This is a genomic window from Blastococcus sp. SYSU D00669 (assembly GCF_054050715.1).
Map to the genome: position 1 here is coordinate 54,768 of NZ_JBJGZV010000025.1, position 20,819 is coordinate 75,586.

Sequence of the window (20,819 nt, forward strand, 5' to 3'; positions counted from 1 at the left end):
TGGGTCGAACACCCGTTCGGCTCACGGTGGGAGGCGCCAGCATGCGGGTCCTGGGCATCGACCCCGGCCTCACCCGGTGCGGGTGGGGCATCGTCGACGGCCGCCCCGGCGCCCGCCCGAGCGCGGTCGGCGTCGGCGTGATCCGCAGCTCCGCCGAGCTCGACCTGGAGCTGCGGCTGCTGGAGCTGCACACCCAGGTCACCGCGCTGCTGCGCGAGCACCGGCCCGACGTCGTGGCCATCGAGCGGGTCTTCACCCAGAACAACAAGGGGACGGCGACGGGCACCGCGCAGGCCGCCGGGGTCGCGGCGCTGGCCGCCGCGCAGGCCGACCGGCCGGTCGCCTGGCACACCCCCAGCGAGGTCAAGGCCGCGATCTCCGGCAACGGCCGGGCGGACAAGGAGCAGGTCACCCTCATGGTCACCCGGGTCCTCGGGCTCCCGGCGGCGCCGAAGCCCGCCGACGCCGCCGACGCGCTCGCGCTGGCGGTCTGCCACGTCTGGCGCGGCCCGGCGCAGAACCGGCTCCGGACGGCGGCCCTGGCCGGCGGGCTCGGCGCGTCGATGGCGCCGCGCACGCTGCCGCGCTGGCAGGGGGTGTCGCGGTGATCGCCAGCGTGAGCGGCCGGGTCGCCGCGGTGTCGCCGGACGGCGCCGTCGTCGAGGTCGGCGGGGTCGGCCTGGCGGTGCAGTGCACGCCGGGCACCATCGCCCGGCTGCAGGTGGGGGAGCAGGCGCGGCTGTCGACCAGCCTCGTCGTCCGCGAGGACTCGCTGACCCTCTACGGCTTCGCCGACGACGACGAGCGCCAGCTGTTCGAGCTGCTGCAGACCGCCAACGGCGTCGGCCCGCGGCTCGCCCAGGCGGTGCTGGCCATCCACCCGCCGGGGGAGGTGCGCCGCGCGGTGTCGATGGGCGACCTCAAGGCGCTCATGCAGGTGCCCGGCATCGGCAAGAAGGGCGCCGAGCGCCTGGTGCTGGAGCTGCGCGACCGGCTCGGCGCGACGACCAGCGACACCCAGCTCGACGGACCGGTACCCGCGGGCCTGCCCCCGGTCACGCCCGTGGCCCCGTGGCGCGACCAGCTGTCGGCGGCCCTGGTCGGGCTGGGTTGGTCCGGCCGCGAGGCCGACTCCGCGGTGAGCGCGCTCGAGCCGGTCGCCGAGGAGCAGGCCGCCAACGGCGGCATCCAGGTCGCGGTCCTGCTGCGGCAGGCCCTGCAGATGCTGGGCCGATCGTGAGCAACCCGTTCGACATCCCGATGTCGGCCGAGCTCGCGGACGGCTACGGCCGGGACTTCTCGGTGTCCGCGGCCGCCGGCGACGAGGAGCGGGTGGTCGAGTCGGCGCTGCGGCCGCACTCGCTGGCCGACTTCATCGGCCAGCCCAAGGTGGCCCGCCAGCTCGACCTCGTCCTCGAGGGCGCCAAGCGGCGCGGCCGGCCGCCGGACCACGTGCTGCTGTCCGGTCCGCCCGGGCTGGGCAAGACCAGCCTCGCGCTGATCATCGGCTCGGAGCTCGGCACCTCGGTGAAGATCACCAGCGGCCCGGCGATCGAGCGCTCGGGGGACCTGGCGGCGATGCTGTCCAACCTCGGCCCGGGCGACGTGCTGTTCATCGACGAGATCCACCGGATCGCGCGCCCCGCCGAAGAGCTGCTCTACATGGCGATGGAGGACTTCCGCGTCGACGTCGTCGTCGGCAAGGGGCCCGGCGCCACCGCGATCCCGCTGGAGATCAACCCGTTCACGCTCGTCGGGGCGACCACCCGCGCCGGCCTGCTCACCGGGCCGCTGCGCGACCGGTTCGGGTTCGTCGGGCAGATGGAGTTCTACGAGCCGGAGGAGCTGCAGCGGGTGCTCGCCCGCAGCGCCGACCTGCTCGGCGTGGAGCTCACCGACGAGGGGTCGGCCGAGATCGCCCGGCGCTCGCGCGGCACACCGCGCATCGCCAACCGGCTGCTGCGCCGGGTCCGCGACTTCGCCGAGGTCAAGGCCGACGGCCGGGTCACCCGCGAGGTCGCCCGCGCCGCGCTGGCGCTCTACGACGTCGACGAGCTCGGGCTCGACCGGCTGGACCGCGAGGTGCTCGACGCGCTGGTGACCAAGTTCGGCGGCGGCCCGGTCGGCGTGGCCACGCTGGCCGTGGCCGTGGGGGAGGAGCCGCACACCGTCGAGGAGGTGTGCGAGCCGTTCCTCGTGCGCGCGGGGCTGCTCGCCCGCACCCCGCGCGGACGGGTGGCCACCGAGGCGGCGTGGCGGCACCTGGGACACCAGGTGCCGAGGGGGGGCGGGATCCTGGGCTCCCTCCCAGGGGTCCCACAGGTACCAGGGTCGTCGTCAGAGACGCTGTTCGACGCCTAGACTGCTTTGCGCTGGCGCGCAACCCGTCCGGCCGCGGCCGCGCGCGTCCTGCCCGGTCACGCCGGGTCGGCGCCACAGACGGACGTACCCGAGCGTCCCCGGCAGCGGGGGCGCACCCACCGCGGAACGCTGCGCGGTAGAGAGGCCCTCTTCGTGTTGGAGCAGTACTTCCCGCTCATCCTGCTCGCCCTGGCGGCGGTCCTGCTGTTCGTGCTGCCCGCGCGGCAGCGCAAGCGCATGCAGGCCCAGCAGCAGGCGATGCGGGACTCGCTCGCACCCGGTACCCCGGTGATGACCACCAGCGGGCTGCACGGGACCGTGGTCAGCAAGGGCGACACCACCGTCGACCTCGAGATCGCACCCGGGGTCGTCGTCACGTTCGTCCAGCAGGCCGTCCTCGAGGTGCGCAAGCCCGCCGGGGAGGTCCCGGGCACCACCGTCGAGCCGGAGCGTCCCGCCGACGACAACGGCGCCGACGGCACGCGCTGACCCGGAGGTCTCCCGTGGCCAACCGACAGCTCCCGGCGCGGCGCTACTTCGCCGCCCTCCTGGTGATCATCGCCGGGATGTACAGCCTGATCTTCTTCGCCGGCGACACCCGCACGCCGCAGCTGGGCCTCGACCTGCGCGGCGGGACGACGGTGACGCTGACCGCGCGCACCCCCGACGGCCAGGCACCCGACCAGGCCGACCTGGAGCTCGCCCGCCAGATCATCGAGCAGCGGGTGAACGGCCTCGGCGTCGCCGAGGCCGAGGTGGTCACCGAGGGCGACTCCAACATCGTCATCTCCGTCCCGGGTGACGACGGCGAGCAGGCCCGCGAGCTGGGCGCGACGGCGCAGCTGCGCTTCCGCCCGGTGGTCCAGCAGGACGCCGCCACGCCGGCGACGACGGACAGCGCCACGCCCACCGACGGCGCCACCGCCACGGACCCGGCGGCGCCCACCGACAGCACCGCGGCGGCGTCCTCGAGCACGCCGGCCACGCCCACGTCGGACAGCGCGGCGGCGTCGCCCGACGGCGCGGTCGAGGACCCGTCCCTCGACCCCGACCGCCCGGCGGTCACGCAGGAGGAGGCGGCCGCCGAGTACGCGACCCTGACCTGCGACACCACCAACCCGACCGGCGAGATCAGCCGGTCCGACGACTACGTGGCGACCTGCAGCACCGACGGCAGCACCAAGTACCTGCTCGGCCCCACGATCATCGAGGGCACCGAGATCGCCGACGCCAGCGCCGGCACCCAGCAGGCCACCGGCGCCTGGGTCGTGCTGCTCGACTTCCAGTCCGAGGGCCGCACCACCTGGGCGACCTACACGGCCGCCAACGTCGGCAACCAGGTCGCGTTCACCCTCGACGGCCTGGTCGTGTCGGCGCCCACCATCCAGGGCGCGATCAACGGCCAGACGACGATCACCGGTGACTTCGACCAGCAGAGCGCCGAGGAGCTGGCCAACCAGCTCAAGTACGGCGCGCTGCCGCTGACCTTCACCCAGGCCACCGCCCAGTCGATCTCCACCGAGCTGGGCGAGGAGCAGCTGCAGGCCGGGTTCATCGCCGGCGGCATCGGCATCGTGCTGGTCTTCGTCTACGCGCTGGTCTACTACCGCCTGCTCGGCCTGGTGATGATCGCCAGCCTCGGGCTCTCCGCGGTCGTCGTCTACGCGAGCCTGGTCCTGCTGGGCCGGGAGATCGGCTTCACGCTGAGCCTGGCCGGCATCGCCGGCTTCATCGTGTCGATCGGCATCACCGCCGACTCGTTCGTCGTCTACTTCGAACGCCTCAAGGACGAGATCCGCGAGGGCCGCAGCCTGCGCTCGGCCGTGCCGCGGGCGTGGACCCGGGCGCGGCGCACGATCCTCTCGGCCGACGCCGTGAGCTTCCTCGCCGCCGCGATCCTCTACGTGCTGGCGATCGGCGACGTGAAGGGCTTCGCGTTCACGCTGGGCCTCTCCACGGTCCTCGACCTGATCATCGTCTTCCTCTTCACCCACCCGCTGCTGGCGGTGCTGGCGCGCTTCAAGTCGTTCGGGAGCAGCCGGTTCAGCGGCCTGGGCCAGGTGGACCGGTCGCGGCGGGCGGCCCGGCCGTCCGCGCCGGCCGAGCGGGAGCTGGTGGGCGCCGGGTCCGGCGCCCGGGACAGGAGCAAGGCATGAGCCGCGACCGGGACGTCGAGGAGCGCGAGCTGCCGCTCGGCACCGACGCCGACGAGACGGCCGACGCGTCGTCGGCCGCCGACGACGCGGCCGGTGCCGCCGACGACGAGGCCCTCGACGAGGCGGGTCTGCCGCACGAGGAGGACGGCGGCCGGCGCCGGCGCCCGGCCCGCCGGGCGTCGCTGACCCACCGCCTCTACAACGGCGAGGCCGGTCTCGACGTCGTCGGCAAGAGCAAGCTGATCTACCAGATCACCGCCGTGGTGGTGCTGGTCTGCATCGCCGCGATGGTCTTCCGCGGCTTCAACTTCGGCATCGAGTTCGCCGGCGGCAACAGCTTCCGGGTGCCCGCCTCCGCGGAGCAGCTCGAGGCCGTGCAGACCGCCGCCGAGGACACCGGCGCCGAGGTGGCCAGCGCCCAGGTCGTGGGCGGCAACGAGATCCTGCTGCGCACCGGCCAGCTGACCAACGACGAGGAGAGCGCGGTCGTCGACGCGGTGGCCGACGCCGCCGGGGTCTCACCCGGCGAGGTCAGCCCGCAGTCGGTCAGCGCCGCCTGGGGCCAGGACATCACCCAGCAGGCGCTCATCGCGCTGGCGGTGTTCCTCGTCGCGGTCGTGCTGTTCCTCGCCGTCCGCTTCCAGCCGAAGCTGGCGATCGCCGCGATCGTGGCGCTGCTGCACGACCTGGTGGTCACCGCCGGCGTGTACGCGCTCATCGGGTTCGAGGTCACCCCGTCGACGGTGATCGGCCTGCTGACCATCCTCGGCTTCTCGCTGTACGACACCGTCGTCGTCTTCGACAAGGTCGACGAGAACACCAAGGGGCTGGCGCAGAGCGCCCGCATGACGTGGGGCGAGGCGGCCAACCTCGCGGTCAACCAGACCCTCATGCGCTCGATCAACACCTCGGTGATCGCGCTGCTGCCGGTCGCCGGCCTGCTGTTCGTCGGCGCCGGCCTGCTGGGCGTCGGCACGCTCAAGGACCTCGCGCTGGTGCTCTTCGTGGGTCTGGCCGCCGGTGCCTACTCCTCGATCTTCCTGGCCACGCCGATCGCCGCCGACCTCAAGGCGCGCGAGCCGGAGGTGCAGGCGCTGCGCAAGCGGGTGCTCGCCCGGCGCTCGGCCGCGGCCCGGCAGGCCGAGGCGCGCGCGGCCGGCGGCAGGGGACAGGTGGCCAGCGCCCGCCGGGCCGGCGGGGCGGCTCGGGCCGAGGCGCGGCGCTCGTCGGTCGCCGTCGCCGAGCGGGACGAGGCGCTGCCGGAGCGGGTGGAGGCCGACGTCGTCGTCGAGTCGCCGTCGTCGGTGCGCCCCGACCCGGGCAGCGGCGCCACCGCCGCGCCGCGGCCGGGCGCCCGTCCGCAGCGGCCGGGGAACCGCAGGGCCGGCGCCAAGAAGCGCCGGTGAGCGCGGGAGCGGTGGACGCCGCCCCGGCCGGTGGGGAACCGCTCGACGTCCTCATCGCCGGGCTGGCCGTCGACGTCCCGGACTTCCCGAGCCCGGGCGTCGTCTTCCGCGACCTGACGCCGGTGTTCGCCGACCCGGTGGCGTTCCGCCGCATGGTCGACGGCCTCGCCACCCCGGCGCTGGCCGACCCCCGGGCGGCCGCCGCCGTCGGTGCCGACCCCGGCGACCCCGGCTTCGACGTGGTGGCCGGCGTCGAGGCCCGGGGCTTCCTGCTCGCCGCGGCGGTGGCGCTCGACGCCGGCGTCGGCGTCGTGCCGATCCGCAAGGCCGGCAAGCTGCCGCGCGAGCGGGTGGCCGCCGACTACGACCTGGAGTACGGCACCGCGACGCTCGAGCTGCACACCGACGCGATCACACCGGGGCAGCGCGTCCTGCTCGTCGACGACGTCCTGGCCACCGGCGGGACGCTCGGGGCGGCCATCGCGCTGCTGGAGCAGCTGGGCGGGGTGGTGACCGCGGTTTCCGTCGTCATCGAGCTCGCCGCCCTCGGAGGCCGTGAGCGGATCGCCCCGCACGCCGTCCATTCCCTCTGGACCACCTAGGAGGGGGACCCGCTGCCCGCAGCGGCGCCTCCGGCGTGTCGCCCGGCTAGCATGGGGAGGGTCCCCTCCTCCTCGAACCCGCAGGAGTCGCCGTGGCGCCCGATGCAGCCGCAGACGCGGCTCCCGCACGGGCCGGGGCGGCCACCCCGACGGGGAAGGACGACACCGCCGCGGCAGCGGGCGCCCCCGTCCAGCGGACCCCGCTGCCCGACCGTCCCGCCGTCCGCCGGCCCGACGACGTCGCGACCGAGCCCCGTGCCGACGGCGAGGTACCCCGCCGGCGCGTGCGCGACCGGCTGGCCCGTCGGATCGTGGCCGGCCAGCGCAGCGGGCTGGTCCGCCCGGTGCTGGAGCCGCTGGCCGCGCTGCACCGGCAGAGCCACCCCAAGGCCGACCTGGCGCTGCTGCAGCGGGCCTACGACGTCGCCGAGGCCGCGCACGCCGAGCAGCGGCGCAAGAGCGGCGACCCGTACATCACCCACCCGCTGGCCGTGGCGACGATCCTCGCCGGCCTCGGCATGGACACCACCACGCTGGTCGCCGCGCTGCTGCACGACACCGTCGAGGACACCGGCGCCACCCTCGAGTCGATCACCGCCGACTTCGGCCCGGAGGTCGCGCACCTCGTCGACGGCGTCACGAAGATCGACAAGGTCAAGCTCGGTGACGCCGCCCAGGCCGAGACGATCCGCAAGATGATCGTCGCGATGGCCCGCGACCCGCGGGTGCTGGTCATCAAGCTCGCCGACCGGCTGCACAACATGCGCACCCTGCGGTTCCTCCCGCCGGAGAAGCAGGAGAAGAAGGCGCGCGAGACCCTCGAGGTGCTCGCCCCGCTGGCCCACCGGCTGGGCATGAACACGATCAAGTGGGAGCTGGAGGACCTCGCGTTCGCCACGCTCTACCCGAAGCGCTACGACGAGATCGTGCGGCTGGTGGCCGAGCGGGCGCCGTCCCGCGACACCTACCTGGCGGAGGTCACCTCCGCGGTCCACGAGCAGCTGAGCTCGGCCAAGATCGAGGCGGTCGTCACCGGCCGGCCCAAGCACTACTACTCGATCTACCAGAAGATGATCGTCCGCGGCCGCGACTTCACCGACATCTGGGACCTGGTCGGCATCCGGATCCTGGTCGACTCGGTGCGCGACTGCTACGCCGCGCTGGGCATCATGCACGCGCACTGGCAGCCGGTACCGGGCCGGTTCAAGGACTTCATCGCGATGCCGAAGTTCAACATGTACCAGTCGCTGCACACGACGGTGATCGGCCCGCAGGGCAAGCCGGTCGAGCTGCAGATCCGCACGCACGACATGCACCGCACCGCCGAGTACGGCATCGCCGCGCACTGGAAGTACAAGGAGAAGGCCAAGGCCGCCGGCAAGCCGGCCCCCGGCGAGTTCGGCGCCACCAAGCCCGGGTCGCCCGACGACATGCTGTGGCTGCGCCAGCTGCTCGACTGGCAGCGGGAGGCGCAGGAGCCCGGCGAGTTCCTCGAGACGCTGCGCTACGACCTCGGCCCGCAGGAAGTCTTCGTCTTCACGCCCAAGGGCGACGTGATGAGCCTGCCCGGCGGCTCGACGCCGGTCGACTTCGCCTACGCCGTGCACACCGAGGTCGGGCACCGCTGCATCGGCGCCCGGGTCAACGGCGCGCTGGTGTCGCTGGAGAGCAAGCTGTCCAACGGCGACGTCGTCGAGATCTTCACCTCCCGCTCGCCCACGGCCGGCCCGTCGCAGGACTGGCTGTCCTTCGTCGGTTCCTCCCGCGCGCGGACCAAGATCCGCCAGTGGTTCACCAAGGAGCGCCGCGAGGACGCCGTCGAGGCCGGCAAGGAGGCCCTGACCCGCGCCATGCGCAAGGCCGGCCTGCCGCTGCAGCGGCTGCTCGGCGGTGAGGCGCTGTCGACCCTGGCCAAGGACCTGCACTTCGCCGACGTCACCGCGCTCTACGCCGCGGTGGGGGAGAACCAGGTCTCGGCGTCGTCGATCGTCGAGAAGCTCATGGTCGCGCTCGGTGGCACCGAGGGCGCGGTCGAGGACATCGCCGAGACGGCGATCCCCACCCGCCGCCCGCTGACCCGGCGCCCCGCCAGCGGCGACCCGGGCGTGATCGTGCACGGCATGACCGACGTCTGGGCCAAGCTCGCCAAGTGCTGCACCCCCGTGCCCGGCGACGAGATCCTGGGCTTCGTCACCCGCGGCGGCGGGGTGAGCGTGCACCGCACCGACTGCACCAACGCCGAGGACCTGCAGCGCAAGCCCGAGCGGCTGGTCGAGGTCGAGTGGGCCAGCGCGCCCGGCTCGGTGTTCCTCGTGTCGATCCAGGTCGAGGCGCTCGACCGGCACCGGCTGCTCTCCGACGTCACCAAGGCGCTGGCCGACGAGCGGGTGAACATCCTCTCGGCGTCGGTGCAGACCAGTCGCGACCGGGTGGCCATCAGCCGGTTCACCTTCGAGCTGGCCGACCCGGCCCACCTCGGCGCCGTCCTGCAGACGGTGCGCAACGTCGAGGGCGTCTTCGACGTCGAGCGCGTCACCGCCTGACACTTCGTCGGCCTACCGGCCGACACCGCGGCCAGCGGCCGTCCCCGACCTCCGCTGAGCCGCTTCGTCCGCTCCTCGCGGAGGCCTCCGGCCCCCGCTCGTCGGGACCTGGTCAGCGCACGGTCATGGTGCTGATCGTGACGGGCTCGTTCGGGGCGCCGTCGCCGGGGCCGTTGGAGCCGTCGTTGCCGTTGGCCGCGATCTCGTCGAGCACCTCGAGCCCCGCGTCGTCCACGGTGCCGACGACGGTGTAGTCCGGCGACAGCCGCGCCTCGCCCCAGACGAGGAAGAACTGGCTGCCGTCGAAGCCGTCGGCCGCGTTGGCCATGGCCACGGTGCCCCGCGGGTAGCTCTCGCTCCCGTCGACGTCGGTGGGGTAGGCCCAGGTCGGCCCGCCGGTGCCGGTGCCGGTGGGGTCGCCGCACTGCAGCACCTGCAGCCCCGGCGAGTCGGTCTCCCGGTGGCACGGCGACCCGTCGAAGAAGCCCTGCTCGGCCAGCGCGACCAGGGCCGCGGCGGCGCAGGGGGCGCCCGCCCGGTCGAGGGTCAGGGTGAGGTCGCCCTGGCCGGTCGTCACCAGCAGGTCGGCGGTGCCCTCGGCCGGCACGGTGCTCCCCGGCTCGTCGGCGTCGACGGCGCTGGGGCCGCGGTCCGGTGTCCACTCGCAGGACACCGTGCCGGACCCGCCGGAGCTCTCGGCCGTCGAGGACCCGGGAGGTCCGCCCGACCCGCTCGGGCTCGCCGACCCGACGACGGTGTCGGAGCAGCCGGTCAGGCCGGCGAGCAGGAGCGCGGCGACGCCGAGGGCGGTGCGGGCGCGCACTCAGCCGACCGTCATCGTCTGGATGGTCACCGGCTGCGTGGGGGCGCCGTCGCCCGCGCCGTTGGAGCCGTCGTTGCCGTTGGCCGCGATGGTGTCGAGGACGGCGAGTCCGGCCTCGTCGATGGTGCCGACGACCGTGTAGTTCGGCGGCAGCTGGCTGTCGCCGTAGACGAGGAAGAACTGGCTCTGGTCGAAGCCCTGGCCGGAGTTGGCCATCGCCAGCGTGCCGCGCGGGTAGGTCTCGGCGCCGGTGACCTGCGTCGGGAACGAGTAGCCGGGGCCGCCCGTGCCGGTGCCGGTCGGGTCGCCGCACTGCAGCACCTTGAGGCCCTCGGAGTCGGTCTCGCGGTGGCAGGGGGTGCCGTCGAAGAACTTCTGCTGCGCCAGGTGGACGAAGCTGGCCGAGGCGCACGGCGCCTTGGCCTGGTCCAGCGTGAGCACCAACGGCCCGAAGTTGGTGGTCATGGTCAGGTCGACCAGCCCGGAGGTGGGCACCTCCGCCGCCGGCGCGCCGACCGTGCCGGTGCCGTCCTCGGTGAAGTCGCACGTGCCGTCGCTGCCGTCGACGGTCGGCTCGGCCGCCGTCGTCGTCTCGCCGGCGTTGGCGGTGTCGTCGTCCCCGCCGCCGACGCCGGCGATCAGCCAGGCGGCGCCCCCGACGACGATCACCGCCAGCACGGCGGTGAGGATCAGCAGGTTCCGCCGGCGCTTGCGGGCCAGCTCGGCGCGACGCTCGATCTGGCGCTGCAGCCGCCGCTGGGCGGCCTGCCGCCGCTGCTTGTTGGTCGGCACGGTCGAACTCCTCGGAGGGTCTGCTCGTGGGCGGGGTGGCCGCGGGCGGCACGGGGTGTAGCTGTGCCACCCGGGGCGGGGTCTGCTCCCGCCGCTCGACGGGCCAGTCTAGGTCCCGTTCCTGAGCGGTCCCTGGCACGTCCGGCGCGCCGGGGCGCCGTGATCACCGCCGCGTAACCTGCACGGGTGCTCATCCGCTCGTTCCCCGCCGGCGCGTTCGGCACGAACTGCTACGCCGTGGCCCCCGGCCCGGGGCAGGAGTGCGTCGTCGTCGACCCCGGCATGGACGCCGTCGCACCGCTCGCGGAGATGCTGCGCGCCGACGGCCTCAAGCCCGTCGCCGTCGTGCTCACCCACGGCCACCTCGACCACACCTTCTCCGTCCTGCCGGTGTGCGAGGGATACGACATCCCGGCCTACCTGCACCCCGAGGACGGCGGCATGCTCAGCGACCCCGCGCGCTGGCACGGCCCCGCGCTGGCGCCGCTGCTCACCGGGCTGCGGCTGCCCGACCCGTCGGAGGTGCGCCCGCTCGACGACGGCGCCGTCCTCGACCTGGCCGGCGTCCGGCTCACGGTGCGGCACGCGCCCGGGCACACCCGCGGGTCGGTGGTCTTCTCCCTCGACCTGGGGGACGCGCCGGGCCTGCTCGCCGGCGACGTGCTGTTCGCCGGCTCGGTCGGGCGGGTGGACCTGCCCGGCGGCTCGTGGGAGGACATGCTGCGCTCGCTGCGCGACGTCGTCCTGCCCCTGGACGACGCCACCGTGGTGCTCCCCGGGCACGGGCCGGCGACCACGGTCGGCCGCGAGCGGGCGACCAACCCCTACCTGGCCGAGGCGGCCGCGGGCCAGGGCGCGGCGCCGAAGGGGCGGGGGCTGTGACCGACCTGCGCGCGCCCAAGGGCACGTTCGACGTCCTGCCGCCGGAGTCCGAGCGGTTCCTCGCCGTCCGCGAGACCCTGACCGCCCCGCTGCGGCGCGCCGGGTACGGCTACGTCGAGACGCCGGTGTTCGAGGAGACCGCCGTGTTCTCCCGCGGCGTCGGGGAGTCCACCGACGTCGTGACCAAGGAGATGTACACGTTCGAGGACCGGGGCGGCCGGTCGCTGACCCTGCGCCCCGAGCTCACCGCCGGGCTGATGCGGGCCTTCATCGAGCACCGGCTGCACACCGGCCCGCTGCCGGTGAAGCTGTGGACCGTCGGCTCCGCCTTCCGCTACGAGCGGCCGCAGGCCGGCCGGTACCGGCACTTCACCCAGGTCGACATGGAGGCCCTCGGCATCGACGACCCGGCCCTCGACGCCGAGGTGGTCGCGCTGGGCGTGCAGGGCTTCCGGGACCTCGGGCTCACCGACTTCGAGCTGCTGCTGACCTCGCTGGGCGACGGCGGCGACCGGCCCCGGTACCGCGAGAAGCTGGTCGCCTACCTGGAGAAGCTCGACCTCGACGAGGAGACCCGCCGCCGGGCCGAGATCAACCCGCTGCGGGTGCTCGACGACAAGCGGCCCGAGGTGCAGGCCCAGCTCGACGACGCCCCGCTGATGGTCGACCACCTCTCGGACACCACCCGGGCGCACTACGACGCCGTCCGCCAGCACCTGACCGACCTCGGGGTGACCTGGACCGAGGCGCCGAAGCTGGTCCGCGGCCTGGACTACTACACGAAGACGACGTTCGAGTTCGTCCACTCCGGGCTCGGCGCGCAGTCGGCGATCGGCGGCGGCGGCCGCTACGACGGGCTGTCGGCGGCGCTCGGTGGCCCGGATGTGTCAGGCATCGGCTACGCCGTCGGTGTGGACCGGACGCTGCTGGCGGTGCAGGCCGAGGGGCTGGACGTCGTCGCGTCCACCGGCGTGCAGGCCTTCGTCGTCCCGCTGGGCGCCGAGGCCAAGCGGCTCGCGGTGCGGCTGGTCGGGCAGCTGCGGGCGGCCGGGATCCCGGCCGACACCGTCTACGGCGACCGCGGCCTCAAGGGCGCGATGAAGGCCGCCGACCGCTCGGGCGCCTCGCACGCCGTCGTCATCGGCGACCGCGACCTCGCCGAGGGCGTCGGCCAGCTGCGCGACCTGCGGTCGGGGGAGCAGGTCGCCGTCCCGGTCGGGGAGCTGTTCGAGCGGCTTCGTGACACGGTGGGGGAGTGACGATGGAGCAGCGGCCGCTCGGCCGGACGGGGGCCGACGCGAGCGTCATCGGCCTGGGCACCTGGCAGCTCGGCGGTGACTGGGGGGACGTCGACGACGACACCGCCGCCGACGTCCTCGACGCCGCCCTCGACGGCGGGGTGACCCTCCTCGACACCGCCGACGTCTACGGCGACGGCCGGTCGGAGGTGCGCATCCGGCAGGCGCTGGTGGCCCGGTCCGACCGCCCCTTCGTCGCCACCAAGGCCGGCCGCCGCGCCGACCCGTTCACCGCCGAGCAGTACACGCCCGAGAACCTGCGCGCCTGGATCGACCGGTCGCGGCGCAACCTCGGCGTCGACAGCCTCGACCTGGTGCAGCTGCACTGCCCGCCTCCGGCGGTGTACTCGGACCAGCGGGTCTACGACGCGCTCGACTCGCTCGTCGCCGACGGCGCCATCGCCGCCTACGGGGTGTCGGTCGAGACCGTGGCGGAGGGGCTGACCGCGCTGCAGCACCCGGGCGTGCAGACGATCCTGGTGATCCTCAACATCTTCCGGCGCAAGCCGCTGGAGGAGCTGCTGCCGGCGGCGGCCGAGGCGCAGGTCGGCATCCTCGCCCGGGTGCCGCTGGCCAGCGGCCTGCTGACCGGCAAGTACGACGAGTCGACCGAGTTCGCGCCCGACGACCACCGGAACTTCAACCGGCACGGCGAGGCGTTCGACGTCGGCGAGACCTTCTCCGGCGTGCCGTACGAGGTGGGGGTGCAGGCGGCCCGCGAGGTGCGCGAGATCGCCGGTGACGCGCCGACCGCGGCGTTCGCGCTGCGCTGGGTCATCGACCAGCCCGGCGTCACCACCGTCATCCCGGGTGCGCGCACCGTCGAGCAGGTCCGTGGGAACATCGCCGCCGCGGATCTCCCGCCCCTGACCGACGGCCAGCTGGCCGACCTGGAGCGGGTGTACGACGAGCGCATCCGCGCCCACGTGCACGACCGCTGGTAGCCCCACTCCCTCGAAAGGCCCTTTGACGTGCTCCGCACCCACGACGCCGGAACGCTGCGCGCCTCCGACGCCAGCACCACCGTCACCCTCGCCGGCTGGGTCGCCCGCCGCCGCGACCACGGCGGCGTCGTCTTCGTCGACCTCCGCGACGCCTCCGGGTACGTGCAGGTCGTCGTCCGCGAGGAGGAGGCCCACGCCCTCCGCAACGAGTACTGCGTGCTGGTGACCGGGGAGGTCCGCCGCCGTCCGGAGGGCAACGAGAACCCCGAGCTGCCCACCGGCGAGATCGAGGTGGTCACCAGCCGGCTGCGGGTGCTGTCGGCGGCCGCGCCGCTGCCGTTCCCGATCGAGACCGACCAGGCGGCCAGCGACGACGTCCGGTACCGCTACCGGTACCTCGACCTGCGCCGGCAGGGCCCGGCGCGCACGCTGCGGCTGCGCAGCGAGGTCAACCGGGTGGCCCGCGGCGTCATGGCGCAGCACGGGTTCGTCGAGGTGGAGACGCCCAACCTCACCCGGTCGACCCCCGAGGGCGCGCGCGACTTCGTCGTCCCGGTGCGGCTGCAGCCGGGCAAGTGGTACGCGCTGCCGCAGTCGCCGCAGCTGTTCAAGCAGCTGCTGATGATCGGCGGGCTCGAGCGGTACTACCAGATCGCCCGCTGCTTCCGCGACGAGGACTTCCGCGCCGACCGCCAGCCGGAGTTCACCCAGCTGGACTTCGAGATGAGCTTCGTCGAGCGCGACGACGTCCTGGCGGTCGTCGAGGACGTCGTCCGGGCGCTGTGGCGGGAGCTCGCCGGCTACGACGTGCCCGAGATCCCGCGGATGACCTACCGCGAGGCGATGGACCGCTTCGGCTCGGACAAGCCCGACCTGCGCTTCGGCGTGGAGCTCACCGAGCTGACCGACTACTTCGCCGGCACCCCGTTCCGCGTGTTCCAGGCGCCGTACGTGGGCGCGGTCGTCATGCCCGGCGGCGGCTCGCAGCCGCGCCGCGCGTTCGACGCGTGGCAGGACTGGGCGAAGTCCCGCGGCGCGCGCGGCCTGGCCTACGTCACCGTGGCCGAGAACGGCACGCTCGGCGGGCCGGTGGCCAAGAACATCTCCGACGCCGAGCGCGACGGGCTGGTCGAGGCGGTCGGCGCGAAGCCCGGTGACTGCGTGTTCTTCGCCGCCGGCCAGCGCCGCTCGTCGCAGGAGCTGCTCGGCGCCGCGCGCAACGAGATCGCCAAGCGGCTCGAGCTGATCGAGCCCGGCACGTGGTCGTTCCTGTTCGTCGTCGACTTCCCGATGTTCGAGCAGACCGAGGACGGCGACTGGACCTTCATGCACCACCCGTTCACCTCGCCCACGCCGGAGTGGCGGGACCGGTTCGCCGAGGACAAGGGCAACGCGCTCTCCGACGCCTACGACCTGGTGGTCAACGGCAACGAGCTGGCCAGCGGCTCGGTCCGCATCCACGACGCCGAGCTGCAGGAGCGGGTGTTCGAGACGCTGGGCATGTCGCGGGAGGAGGCGCGGGAGCGGTTCGGCTTCTTCCTCGAGGCCTTCTCCTACGGCCCGCCGCCGCACGCCGGCGCCGCGCTCGGGTGGGACCGGCTGACCGCGCTGCTGGCCGGCGTCGACTCGATCCGCGAGGTCATCTCGTTCCCGAAGACCGGCGCCGGCTACGACCCGCTGACCGGCGCGCCGACGCCGATCACCGAGGCGCAGCGCAAGGAGGCCGGCATCGACGCGAAGCCGGAGGAGCCGCCGCTGCCCGGCGAGCCGGGCGCCCCCGGCCCGACCAACCCGATCCACTAGCCGCCCGTAGGGTGCGGGCATGCCGCTGCGTGCCCGCACCCTGCTCGGACCCGGCCCGTCCAACCCGTACCCGGAGGCGGTGGCCGCGCTCGGCTACCCGTTGCTGGGGCACCTGGACCCGCTGTTCCTCGGGATCCTGGACGAGACGTCCGAGCGGCTGCGCACGGTGTTCGGGACGGCGAACCGGCGCACCCTGCCGCTCTCGGCCACCGGCTCGTCCGGCATGGAGGCCGCCTTCGTCAACACCGTGGGCCCCGACGACGTCGTCGTGGTCGCGGTCAACGGCCTGTTCGGGCAGCGGATGGTCGACGTCGCCTCGCGCTGCGGCGCCGAGGTGGTCGCCGTCGAGCACGAGTGGGGTCGGCCGGTCGACGCCGAGCGGGTGCTGGCGGCGCACCCGTCGCCGAAGGTCATCGCCGCCGTCCACGCCGAGACCTCGACCGGGGTCCGCTCCGACCTCGTGCCGCTGGCGGAGGGCAAGGGCGACGCGCTGCTGCTCGCCGACTGCGTGACCTCGCTGGGCGGCATCCCCGTGCAGCTCGACGAGTGGGGCGTCGACCTCGCCTACTCGGGGTCGCAGAAGTGCCTCGGTGTGGCCCCGGGGCTGGCGCCGTTCACGATCGGCGACCGCGCGTGGGAGCGGCGGATCGAGAAGCCGCAGAGCTGGTACCTCGACCTCGGCATGCTCGGCGGCTACGCCGGTGAGGCGGCCGGCAGCGGCGGGCGGACCTACCACCACACGGCGCCGACCGGCATGGTCGTCTCGCTGCACGCGGCGCTGGGCCGGATCCTCGAGGAGGGCCTCGACGCCGTCCACGCCCGGCACGAGGAGGCCGGCCGGCTGCTCGCCGAGGGCCTGCGGGACCTGGGCCTCGAGCTGTTCGCCGCCGAGGGGCACCGGCTGCCCGAGCTGACGACGGTGAAGGTGCCCGACGGCGTCGACTCCGCGGCCGTGCGCAAGGAGCTGCTCGAGCGCTACGACCTCGAGATCGGTGGCGGCGTCGGGGCGTACGCGGCGACGGTCTGGCGGATCGGCCTCATGGGGCACAACGCGCGGCCGGACACCGTGGCGCTGGTGCTGGCGGCCCTGAAGGCGGTCCTCGGCCGCTAGGGTCCCGGGGCGTTCCGCATTCCTGGGAGGCCCTGTGCGCGTGCTCGTCGCGGCGATGCCGTTCGCCGGTCACGTCCAGCCGATGGCCGCCGTCGCCGCCGAGCTGGTCCGGCGCGGTCACGAGGTGGTGGCCTACACCGGCCGCAAGTACGGCGGTCGGTTCGCCGACGTCGGCGCGGTCTGGCTGCCGTGGGAGCAGGCGCCGGACTTCGAGGAGTCCGACCTGGCGGCGACCTTCCCCGAGGTCACCCACGGCCGCGGGCTGCGGGCGGTGACGGCGAACGTCGAGCACGTCTTCCTGCGCACCGCCGCCGGGCAGGCCCGCGACATCCTGGCGGCGGGTCCGTTCGACCTCCTGGTCTCCGACCAGCTCGCCGGCGGCTCGGCGTTGGCGGGTGAGAAGAGCGGCACGCCGTGGGCATCGGTCGCCCTCGTGCCGCTCGCCCTGCCCAGCCGCGACCTGCCGCCGTTCGGGCTGGCGCTCCCGCCGTTGCGGGGGCCGGCCGGGCGCCTCCGCGACGCCGCGCTGCGCCGGGTGTCGTACCTGCTGCTCGGCCGTCGGCTGGACGCCGTGGCCGCCGAGGTGCGGGCCGAGGTCGGACTGCCACCGTCGCCGGCCGGGGCGCTGGAGGCGTTCTACTCGCCGCACCTGGTGCTGGCCCACGGCGTCCCGGAGCTGGAGTACCCGCGCAGCGACCTGCCGCAGCAGGTGCACTTCGTCGGGCAGCTGGCCCCGCCACCGGCCGGTCGGCCGCTGCCTCCCTGGTGGCCCGCGCTCGACGGCGACCGGGCGGTCGTGCACGTCACCCAGGGCACGTACGACGTCGACCCGGCCGACCTGCTGCTGCCGGCCCTGGCCGGGCTCGCGGACCTCGACGTCACCGTGGCCGCCGCGACCGGGGGAGCGGCCCTGCCGCGGGACCGGGTGCCGGCGAACGCGCACCAGGCCGCGTTCCTGCCCTACGACCGGCTGCTGCCCCGGACGGCGGTGGTGGTCACCAACGGCGGGTGGGGCGGGGTGCTGGCGGCCCTCGGCGCGGGGGTCCCGCTGGTGGTGGCCGGTGCGACGCTGGACAAGCCGGAGATCGCCCGCCGCGTGGCCGCGGCGGGTGCCGGGGTGGACCTGCGCACCGGCCGGCCGTCGCCGGCCGCGGTGCGGGCGGCGGTCGCGCGGGTGCTGGCGGAGCCGTCGTTCGCGGCCGCGGCCCAGCGCGTGCAGGCGTCGCTGGCCCGGCACGGCGGCGCGTCGACGGCGGCGGACCTGCTCGAGCGCCTGGGGACGACGCGGTCGCCGGTGCTGCGCGCGACGGGCGATCCGTGGGCCTGAGCGCACCGGCGCGGCGGGTGCCCGCGTGGGCGCTCGTGCCGATGGCGGCCGTCGTGTGGTGGGCCGGCGGCTACCTGTTCTGGCTCCTCGGCGGCCTGCGGGCGGTGCCGGTGGGCCCGCGGCTGGCACTGCCGCTGTCGGCGTCGACGCTGGGCGCGCTGGTGACGGGGGCGCTGGTGGGCGGGCTCGCCGCCGGGCTGCTGTGCCTGGTGGCCACCCGGCGCCCGCGCGGCGTGCTCGCCACGTGCGCCGGTCTCGTGCTGGGCCTGGTCGCCGCGCTGGTGCCGTCGGCTGCCGCCCTCCGCGGTGAGGGGCCGGACGCGTTCGCCGCCGACCCGCTCGTCGTCACGGCGCTGTGCGCGATCGTGGTCGTGGTGTCGCTGGGCGGGTGGGCGATCGGGTCCGCGGCGGCGATCGGGCGGCCGGGCCTGGCCGGGGCGCTGGGCGTGCTGGCGGGCGCGACGCCGTCCTGGCTGTCGTCGGCGCTGGTGCCGTTCGTCGACACCTCGCGGTCCTACGCCGGGGTGGAGCTCGTCGGCCGCGTGTCGACGTGGGCGGGGGCGGCGGTGCTGGTGCTGGCCCTGGTGGCCGCGGGGGCCCGGCCGGCGGTGCGGCTGGCGTGGTGGCCGGTGGTCGTGCTCCTCGCCTGGTTCGTCGCGCCCTCCCTCACCGCGGCCGGCTACCTGGAGCAGCTGCTGCGCCCGGGATCCGGCCTCCCCGGCACGCTGCCCGACTCGCTGGCGGCCGCCTGGCAGGTGTTCGGCCTGGCCGCCTCGCCCGCCGCCCGCGACCTCCTGCCCTGGGCGGTCGCCGTCGTGGCCGGCACCTCCCTCGCTTTCCTTCTCCGTGATCATCGGCAGGTGGCTGCCCCCACCGGCGTGTCGCCCAGCCACCCGCCGATGATCAACGAAGCCTAGGGGCGCCAGCCGCGGCTCAGCAGCGCCCGGCGGGTGCGCTCGAGGACCGTCCCCCTGTTGAGGTGGCGCTTCGCGAACCGCAGGACCAGCCAGCCGTCGGCCGCCATGAGGGAGTAGCGCTCGACGTCCCGCCCGAACTGCTCGGCCTCGGCGTGCTGCCGCCCCTCGTACTCGAGCGCGACCTTCCACTCCTCGTAGCCGAGATCCGCGTGCGCGACGACGCGGCCCGACCGGTCCCGGACGGGGAGCTGCACCTGAGGGTCCGGCAGGTCGCTCGCCAGCAGCCAGTACCGCATCAGGCTCTCCGGCCGGGACATCGCCTCCGCCGACAGCAGCGGGGCGCAGGCCCGGGCGCGCACCACACCGCGCACCCGGTCGGCTCGGGCGAGCCGCTGCGCGAGCGACTCCGGGGTGAGGTGTCCCGCCCGCAGCAGGGCGTCACCGACTGCGACCAGCTCCGCGGGCGGCAGGGGGTGCGCCAGGTCGAGGAACGTCTGCGGTCCGGAGGTGACCCGCAGGCCCTGGTGCTCCACCACGTCGCAGGGGTCGAGCAGCCGTCCGTGGACCACCAGGTCGGCGCGCTGGGGGAGCACCCGGCGCGGTGTCAGGGCGATGTGCGGTCGGGGAGGAGCGTCGACGTGCGAACCGAGCAGCGCAGCCGCGGTCAGGTGGCTGTACGCGGCGTCCGGGGGGAGTGCCGTCGCGAGCAGCGCGAGCCGCTCCCGCAGGTCGATCGCGTCGTCGAGGCGGACGACGAGGTCGTGGCTCAGACGCAGGTACGCCGATCCGCGCAGCCGACCCCGGGTGAGGCCGGCGGCGCGGGCCGAGGCGGCCGTGTACGCGGGGGGCGGGTCCATGGCCCGGGAGCCTCGGTCGCCCGGAGAGCCGACGGTCGCCGCCGGCGGCATCTGTGGACGAGGCCGCCGGCTGTGGACCCGCGTTGATCATCGGCAGGTGGCTGACCGACACGCCGGAAGGGGCAGCCACCTGCCGATGATCAACTGCCGTTCAGGCGGGCGAGGTGGGGCGCCGAGAGCTCGAGGTCGGCCGCGGCGGCGGAGTCCTCGATCGACGACACCCGCGAGGCGCCGGGGATGGGGACCACGACGTCGGCCTGCGCCAGGTGCCAGGCCAGCGTCACGCGGTACACCGACACCCCGAGCTCCTCGGCCACCTCGGCGAAGGCGGGTGCCGCGGCGTCCAGCGACCCGGCCGCCGAGACCCCGCCGAACGGGCTCCAGGGCAGGAACGCCAGCCCGTGCGCCGCGCAGTGCTCCAGCTCGCCGTGCGACGAGCGGTAGCCGGGCGAGAACTGGTTCTGCACGCTCACCAGCGCGTCCCCGCAGATCTCGCGCGCCGAGTCGATCTGCGCCACGTCGGCGTTGGAGATGCCGACCATCCGCACCAGGCCGTCGTCGACCAGCGCCCGCAGGCCGCCCATCGACTCCTCCCACGGCGTCGCCGGGTCCGGCCGGTGGAACTGGTAGAGCCCGATCGCCTCGACCCCGAGCCGGCGCAGCGACGCCTCGCACGCCCGCCGCAGGTGAGACGGCGTCCCGTCGAGCTCCCAGTCGCGCCCGCGGCGGGTGTGCCCGCCCTTCGTCGCCACCAGCACGTCGCCGGCCGACCCGCCGTACGAGCGCAGCGCGGCGGCGACCAGCGACTCGTTGTGCCCGAACTCCGCCTCGTCCCGGGAGTAGGCGTCGGCGGTGTCGATCAGCGTCACGCCCGCGTCGAGCGCCGCGTGCACCACGGCCTCGGCGTCGGACGGCGACGGCCGGTCCTCCTTGGTCGACAGGGGCATCGCCCCCAGCCCGATGGCGCTGACGGTCACGTCCCCGATGCGTCGCTGCT

The 20,819-nt window shown here is 74.8% G+C and carries 19 protein-coding genes; 15 read left to right on the forward strand and 4 right to left on the reverse strand.

Annotated elements, in window-relative coordinates; translation table 11 throughout:
* Positions 1-41 precede the first annotated feature (41 nt).
* The 8 genes from ruvC (at position 42) to ACI8AF_RS17835 (ending at position 9,068) form a co-directional block, all read left to right on the forward strand.
* On the forward strand, positions 42-608 hold the full coding sequence (gene ruvC, locus ACI8AF_RS17800) for a crossover junction endodeoxyribonuclease RuvC (RefSeq protein ID WP_456541068.1): 567 nt from the start codon (positions 42-44) through the stop codon (positions 606-608).
* Positions 605-1,240, forward strand: coding sequence for a Holliday junction branch migration protein RuvA (gene ruvA / locus ACI8AF_RS17805; protein WP_456541069.1), 636 nt, complete (start codon positions 605-607; stop codon positions 1,238-1,240). The genes ruvC and ruvA overlap by 4 nt, the downstream gene beginning before the upstream one ends.
* Positions 1,237-2,361, forward strand: coding sequence for a Holliday junction branch migration DNA helicase RuvB (gene ruvB, locus ACI8AF_RS17810; protein ID WP_456541070.1), 1,125 nt, complete (start codon positions 1,237-1,239; stop codon positions 2,359-2,361). The genes ruvA and ruvB overlap by 4 nt, the downstream gene beginning before the upstream one ends.
* A gap of 153 nt (positions 2,362-2,514) precedes the next feature.
* Positions 2,515-2,850 (forward strand): preprotein translocase subunit YajC, encoded by a 336-nt coding sequence (gene yajC / locus ACI8AF_RS17815; RefSeq protein ID WP_456541071.1) that lies wholly within the window; start codon positions 2,515-2,517, stop codon positions 2,848-2,850.
* A gap of 14 nt (positions 2,851-2,864) precedes the next feature.
* The gene (secD, locus tag ACI8AF_RS17820) at positions 2,865-4,517 is read left to right on the forward strand and encodes a protein translocase subunit SecD (RefSeq protein ID WP_456541072.1); all 1,653 of its coding nucleotides are present in this window, start codon (positions 2,865-2,867) and stop codon (positions 4,515-4,517) included.
* The gene (gene secF / locus ACI8AF_RS17825) at positions 4,514-5,923 is read left to right on the forward strand and encodes a protein translocase subunit SecF (RefSeq protein ID WP_456541073.1); all 1,410 of its coding nucleotides are present in this window, start codon (positions 4,514-4,516) and stop codon (positions 5,921-5,923) included. Before secD ends, secF begins: the two co-directional genes overlap by 4 nt.
* A complete protein-coding gene (locus tag ACI8AF_RS17830; protein ID WP_456541074.1) occupies positions 5,920-6,525 on the forward strand; it encodes an adenine phosphoribosyltransferase in 606 nt (201 codons plus the stop codon). Before secF ends, ACI8AF_RS17830 begins: the two co-directional genes overlap by 4 nt.
* Before the next feature lie 92 nt (positions 6,526-6,617).
* Positions 6,618-9,068 carry a RelA/SpoT family protein gene (locus ACI8AF_RS17835; RefSeq protein WP_456541075.1) on the forward strand — a complete coding sequence of 817 codons (2,451 nt, stop codon included), beginning with the start codon at positions 6,618-6,620 and terminating at the stop codon, positions 9,066-9,068.
* A gap of 112 nt (positions 9,069-9,180) precedes the next feature.
* On the opposite strand, the gene ACI8AF_RS17840 is transcribed toward ACI8AF_RS17835, so the two are convergent.
* Together ACI8AF_RS17840 and ACI8AF_RS17845 are read right to left on the reverse strand one after the other, a co-directional pair.
* Positions 9,181-9,891: a peptidylprolyl isomerase gene (locus ACI8AF_RS17840; RefSeq protein WP_456541076.1), complete on the reverse strand. Its 711-nt coding sequence runs from the start codon at positions 9,889-9,891 to the stop codon at positions 9,181-9,183.
* Positions 9,892-10,683 carry a peptidylprolyl isomerase gene (locus tag ACI8AF_RS17845; RefSeq protein WP_456541077.1) on the reverse strand — a complete coding sequence of 264 codons (792 nt, stop codon included), beginning with the start codon at positions 10,681-10,683 and terminating at the stop codon, positions 9,892-9,894.
* Between the two features lie 186 nt (positions 10,684-10,869).
* On the opposite strand from ACI8AF_RS17845, the gene ACI8AF_RS17850 reads away from it, so the two are divergent.
* Genes ACI8AF_RS17850 through ACI8AF_RS17880 form a run of 7 tightly spaced genes read left to right on the forward strand, consistent with a single transcriptional unit; the run spans position 10,870 to position 18,965 of the window.
* A complete protein-coding gene (locus tag ACI8AF_RS17850) occupies positions 10,870-11,565 on the forward strand; it encodes an MBL fold metallo-hydrolase (RefSeq protein WP_456541078.1) in 696 nt (231 codons plus the stop codon).
* On the forward strand, positions 11,562-12,824 hold the full coding sequence (gene hisS, locus ACI8AF_RS17855) for a histidine--tRNA ligase (protein ID WP_456541079.1): 1,263 nt from the start codon (positions 11,562-11,564) through the stop codon (positions 12,822-12,824). The genes ACI8AF_RS17850 and hisS overlap by 4 nt, the downstream gene beginning before the upstream one ends.
* 2 nt (positions 12,825-12,826) lie before the next feature.
* Positions 12,827-13,807, forward strand: coding sequence for an aldo/keto reductase (locus ACI8AF_RS17860; RefSeq protein WP_456541080.1), 981 nt, complete (start codon positions 12,827-12,829; stop codon positions 13,805-13,807).
* Between the two features lie 27 nt (positions 13,808-13,834).
* Entirely contained in the window at positions 13,835-15,610 is a 1,776-nt protein-coding gene (aspS, locus tag ACI8AF_RS17865) for an aspartate--tRNA ligase (RefSeq protein ID WP_456541081.1), read from the forward strand.
* Positions 15,611-15,629: 19 nt separating this feature from the next.
* Positions 15,630-16,721, forward strand: a complete 1,092-nt coding sequence (locus ACI8AF_RS17870; protein ID WP_456541082.1) for a pyridoxal-phosphate-dependent aminotransferase family protein — start codon at positions 15,630-15,632, stop codon at positions 16,719-16,721.
* 34 nt (positions 16,722-16,755) lie between these two features.
* A complete protein-coding gene (locus ACI8AF_RS17875; RefSeq protein WP_456541083.1) occupies positions 16,756-18,048 on the forward strand; it encodes a nucleotide disphospho-sugar-binding domain-containing protein in 1,293 nt (430 codons plus the stop codon).
* Complete coding sequence (locus tag ACI8AF_RS17880; protein ID WP_456541084.1) at positions 18,039-18,965, forward strand: hypothetical protein; 927 nt, start codon at positions 18,039-18,041, stop codon at positions 18,963-18,965. Before ACI8AF_RS17875 ends, ACI8AF_RS17880 begins: the two co-directional genes overlap by 10 nt.
* On the opposite strand, the gene ACI8AF_RS17885 is transcribed toward ACI8AF_RS17880, so the two are convergent.
* Both ACI8AF_RS17885 and ACI8AF_RS17890 read right to left on the reverse strand, forming a co-directional pair.
* A complete protein-coding gene (locus tag ACI8AF_RS17885; RefSeq protein ID WP_456541085.1) occupies positions 18,962-19,822 on the reverse strand; it encodes a DUF559 domain-containing protein in 861 nt (286 codons plus the stop codon). The genes ACI8AF_RS17880 and ACI8AF_RS17885 overlap by 4 nt on opposite strands.
* A gap of 140 nt (positions 19,823-19,962) precedes the next feature.
* Complete coding sequence (locus tag ACI8AF_RS17890; RefSeq protein WP_456541086.1) at positions 19,963-20,799, reverse strand: aldo/keto reductase; 837 nt, start codon at positions 20,797-20,799, stop codon at positions 19,963-19,965.
* Between the last annotated feature and the right edge of the window lie 20 nt (positions 20,800-20,819).